Annotated in this window: 4 protein-coding genes; 3 read left to right on the top strand and 1 reads right to left on the bottom strand. The window is 39.2% G+C overall.

Features of this window, described 5'->3' with window-relative positions; all coding sequences use genetic code 11:
- Positions 1-546 precede the first annotated feature (546 nt).
- The 3 genes from WKI42_RS09595 to WKI42_RS09585 all read left to right on the top strand — a co-directional run bounded on the left by WKI42_RS09595 (position 547) and on the right by WKI42_RS09585 (position 2,462).
- Positions 547-1,125: a DUF3796 domain-containing protein gene (locus WKI42_RS09595; RefSeq protein ID WP_368081808.1), complete on the top strand. Its 579-nt coding sequence runs from the start codon at positions 547-549 to the stop codon at positions 1,123-1,125.
- 2 nt (positions 1,126-1,127) lie between these two features.
- Positions 1,128-1,343 (top strand): helix-turn-helix transcriptional regulator, encoded by a 216-nt coding sequence (locus WKI42_RS09590; RefSeq protein ID WP_368081807.1) that lies wholly within the window; start codon positions 1,128-1,130, stop codon positions 1,341-1,343.
- Between the two features lie 315 nt (positions 1,344-1,658).
- Complete coding sequence (locus tag WKI42_RS09585; RefSeq protein ID WP_368081806.1) at positions 1,659-2,462, top strand: peptidylprolyl isomerase; 804 nt, start codon at positions 1,659-1,661, stop codon at positions 2,460-2,462.
- 54 nt (positions 2,463-2,516) lie between these two features.
- Here the strand turns inward: WKI42_RS09585 and WKI42_RS09580 are convergent, their stop codons facing one another.
- On the bottom strand, positions 2,517-4,058 hold the full coding sequence (locus WKI42_RS09580; RefSeq protein WP_368081805.1) for an ABC-F family ATP-binding cassette domain-containing protein: 1,542 nt from the start codon (positions 4,056-4,058) through the stop codon (positions 2,517-2,519).
- Positions 4,059-4,129: the final 71 nt, after the last annotated feature.

Here is a 4,129-nt window from a genome sequence, read left to right as displayed (position 1 = left end):
CGGCAAGGCAAAGCTGACGTAGTTTGAATTTGATTTTCGAAGAGTATTAGAAACATTTTATAAAGACCATCAAGTTAAGCCCTTCATATCGCCTGAACGAGATTTGGATGCTTGGCTCCTAAATCCCAAGCGAAATATCAAGGATTTTAAGAAAGATATCTACTAATTTTAGTTTATAAAATATGAATTAATAGATTCTAAATGGGGGAATAATTTAGTTCTGTAAAAATGAACTTCTACACCTACAAAGCTTATTCTGACAAACTTTATAACAGTCTAAGAAAAAAAGTAGAGATTCATACAGTATCTAGATTTTTCAAAAATTCTTTATAATCAAATATTATTAACAAAACTATCCAAACCAAATCCGATGCATTGCTTCAAAGAATTCTTTAGTTGTTTGACTATCAAGGGCTTTTATTAAAAAATTTTTTCAAATAATTGCCACCTTGGCACATAAATTCTTGCTTTCTAAATTTAAATGTGATATATTTATAACATAAAATTTAAGCGTTATATATTTATAACACAAAAAAGGAGTCTATCATGAAAAAAAGTCAAAAAATGCGTGGCCTCATTGCAATGATTGCCGTAGCTCTCTTTATTGATTTTATTGTTTTATTTGGTTCTAATCTTAGTTGGGAACCCAAGTTAGTTATTACTGGTATTTCAGTGTTAGGTCAAATTATAGCTATTTGGAGCTGGCTACATAAGAGTCAGAAAGGTAAGGGAAAGATTATTTTTGACTTGTCTGCTAAGCTTTACACGATACTTGTGTTTGCAGCAAGCATTTTTTATACAGTAGGGATTTGGGTTGCGACCCCAAGCGTAAGTTCTGGTATTAAAGAATGGATTTTGGGAATTGGTCTCGTTATTGAAGTGATTGTATTTGTTTTTTTCTCTTTAAAAAATGTCAAGGAAACTCCGGACGAACGCTTTTATGCTAATTTAGCAAAGGCAGCTAGCTTGATGTTTGTTTTTATACTAGGCGCACCGATGATCCTATTAGTTATCATTGGGTATATGGGGGCTCTCACTCTTTACATGGGCCAGATATTTATTAGCATAGCTGCCTTGATTTGCATCTTTGCGGTTGTCTATTTTATCTTGGAACGTAGAGGATAAGCATGGCCAAAGAAAGCAAGATTATTACTAATCTCAAATCTGTTCGTGAGTCCACAGGTATGACCCAGCAGGAGTTAGCCGACCTCATCGGCATGCGACGCGAGACAATTCTGCACTTGGAAAATAACCGTTACAATCCTTCGCTGGAGATGGCTCTTAAAATTGCTCAAGTTTTTAATCTAAAAGTAGAAGACCTCTTTGAACTCAGACAGAAATAGGAAACATAATTCTTTTCGAGACCTAGTATTCAGTTCATTGATTAATTAGGAATTGAAGCCAAAAGAAAAAATCCATTGAAAATGTGCTCTTTTAAAATACAGTAATTCTTTTGAATTAACCTTTACTAATTGTGATGCTTTACGAGCTTTCTTAAGATCTGGTTTCCTAAATACTTCGAGGTACACTTATGGCATTGATGCTCCTAAGCAAGCAACTTTTTGGTTAATTTCCTCTTAAACTACCTTGTCACTAATATTTGAAATACACTTCCTTTTAGGGTACAATGGTAGAAATGAATTTTTGAGAGGAACAGAATGAAAAAACTAGCAACCCTTCTTTTACTGTCCACTGTAGCCCTAGCCGGATGTAGCAGCATCCAACGTAGTCTGCGTGGTAATGACTATGTTGATTCCAGTCTTGCTGCTGAAGAAAGTTCTAAAGTAGCTGCCCAATCTGCCAAGGAGTTAAACGATGCTTTAACAAACGAAAACGCCAATTTCCCACAACTATCTAAAGAAGTTGCTGAAGATGAAGCCGAAGTGATTCTCCACACAAGCCAAGGAGATATCCGTATCAAACTCTTCCCTAAACTCGCTCCTCTAGCGGTTGAAAACTTCCTCACTCATGCCAAAGAAGGCTACTATAACGGTATTACCTTCCACCGTGTCATCGATGGCTTCATGATTCAAACTGGAGATCCAAAAGGGGACGGTACAGGTGGTCAGTCCATCTGGTATGACAAGGATAAGACTAAAGACAAGGGAACTGGTTTCAAAAACGAGATTAATCCTTATCTCTATAACATCCGTGGTGCTCTTTCTATGGCTAATACTGGTCAACCAAACACCAATGGTAGCCAGTTCTTCATCAACCAAAACTCTACAGATACCTCTGCTAAACTTCCTACAAGCAAGTATCCAAAGAAAATCATCGAAGCCTACAAAGAAGGTGGAAACCCTAGTCTAGATGGCAAGCACCCAGTCTTTGGTCAAGTGATTGACGGTATGGATGTTGTAGATAAGATTGCTAAAGCTGAAAAAGATGAAAAAGACAAACCAACGACTGCTATTACTATCGATAGCATCGAAGTGGTGAAAGACTACAATTTTAAATCTTAAAAACAAAAAAATACAGTATCTACATTCGGTACTGTATTTCTTTTATCCTCATTTTTAAGTTAGATTATTAAAATCCCAGATTTGGTCCATCCAACCTTCATAGAAGTCTGGTTCGTGACAGACCATAAGGATAGATCCCTTGTATTCTTTAAGAGCACGTTTGAGTTCATCCTTGGCATCCACATCCAAATGGTTGGTCGGCTCGTCCAGCACTAAAACATTGTTTTCACGATTCATCAAGAGACAGAAACGAACCTTGGCTTGTTCTCCACCTGACAAGACCTGAATTTGGCTTTCAATATGCTTGGTTGTCAGGCCACAACGGGCAAGGGCTGCACGGACTTCTGCTTGGTTAAGTGCAGGAAAGGCATTCCAAACAGCCTCTAGTGGTGTTTGACGATTACCGCCTTCTACTTCCTGTTCAAAATAACCAAGTTCTAGGTAGTCACCGCGTTCCACCTCCCCAGCGATTGGTGGGATCATTCCCAAGAGAGACTTCAAGAGAGTTGTTTTCCCGATACCATTTGCTCCAATAATGGCAACTTTCTGATTACGTTCAAAAGTAAGGTTTAATGGCTTTGTAAGTGGACGGTCGTAACCAATTTGCAAATCCTTAGCTTGGAAAATAAAGCGACCTGGTGTACGAGCTGGTTTAAAATCAAAGGATGGCTTTGGTTTCTCACTTTGCAGTTCGATAATATCCATCTTATCCAATTTCTTCTGACGAGACATGGCCATGTTTCGTGTTGCAACACGCGCTTTGTTTCGAGCCACGAAGTCCTTGAGGTCTGCAATCTCTTTCTGCTGACGTTCGTAGGCAGCTTCCAGCTGAGATTTCTTCATGGCATAGACTTCTTGGAACTGATAGTAGTCACCAGAGTAACGCGTCAGCTGTTGATTTTCCACATGATAGACGATATTGATAACGTCATTTAGGAATGGAATATCGTGTGAAATGAGGACAAAGGCATTTTCATAGTTTTGGAGATAGCGCTTGAGCCAGTCGATATGCTCAGCATCCAAGTAGTTGGTCGGCTCATCCAAAAGCAAGATATCTGGCTTTTCAAGGAGGAGTTTGGCCAAAAGTACCTTGGTTCTTTGCCCACCTGACAAAGAAGTTACATCCGTATCCATGCCAAAATCCATAACACCAAGGGCACGCGCCACTTCGTCAATCTTAGCATCCAAGGTATAGAAATCACGACTCTCCAAACGGTCTTGAAGTTCTCCAACTTCTTCCATAAGTGCATCAACATCCGCTCCGTCTTCAGCCATTTCCATATAAAGGTCATTGATTCGGACTTCTGCTTTAAACAGCTCATCAAAAGCTGTAAGGAGCACATCACGCACCGACTGCCCTTCAGCAAGGACAGAGTGCTGATCCAAGTAACCTGCCGTTACATATTTGGACCACTCTACCTTCCCTTCATCTGGCAACATCTTGCCAGTCACAATGCTCATAAAGGTTGATTTCCCTTCACCATTAGCACCGACCAGACCGATATGTTCTCCCTTGAGGAGACGGAAGGACACATCTTCAAAAATTGCACGGTCACCAAAACCATGACTCAGATTTTTAACTTCTAAAATACTCATTTTAATTCCTTATCTTGTTTTTATACTCTTCGAAAATCTCTTCAAACCACGTCAGCTTCACCTTGCCGTAT

Origin of the sequence: Streptococcus pseudopneumoniae (genome assembly GCF_038148935.1) — a bacterium.
GTDB classification, from domain to species: domain Bacteria; phylum Bacillota; class Bacilli; order Lactobacillales; family Streptococcaceae; genus Streptococcus; species Streptococcus pseudopneumoniae_U.
The sequence above is the reverse complement of the archived record's forward strand: the minus strand, read 5'-3'. Positions and strand labels throughout refer to the sequence as shown.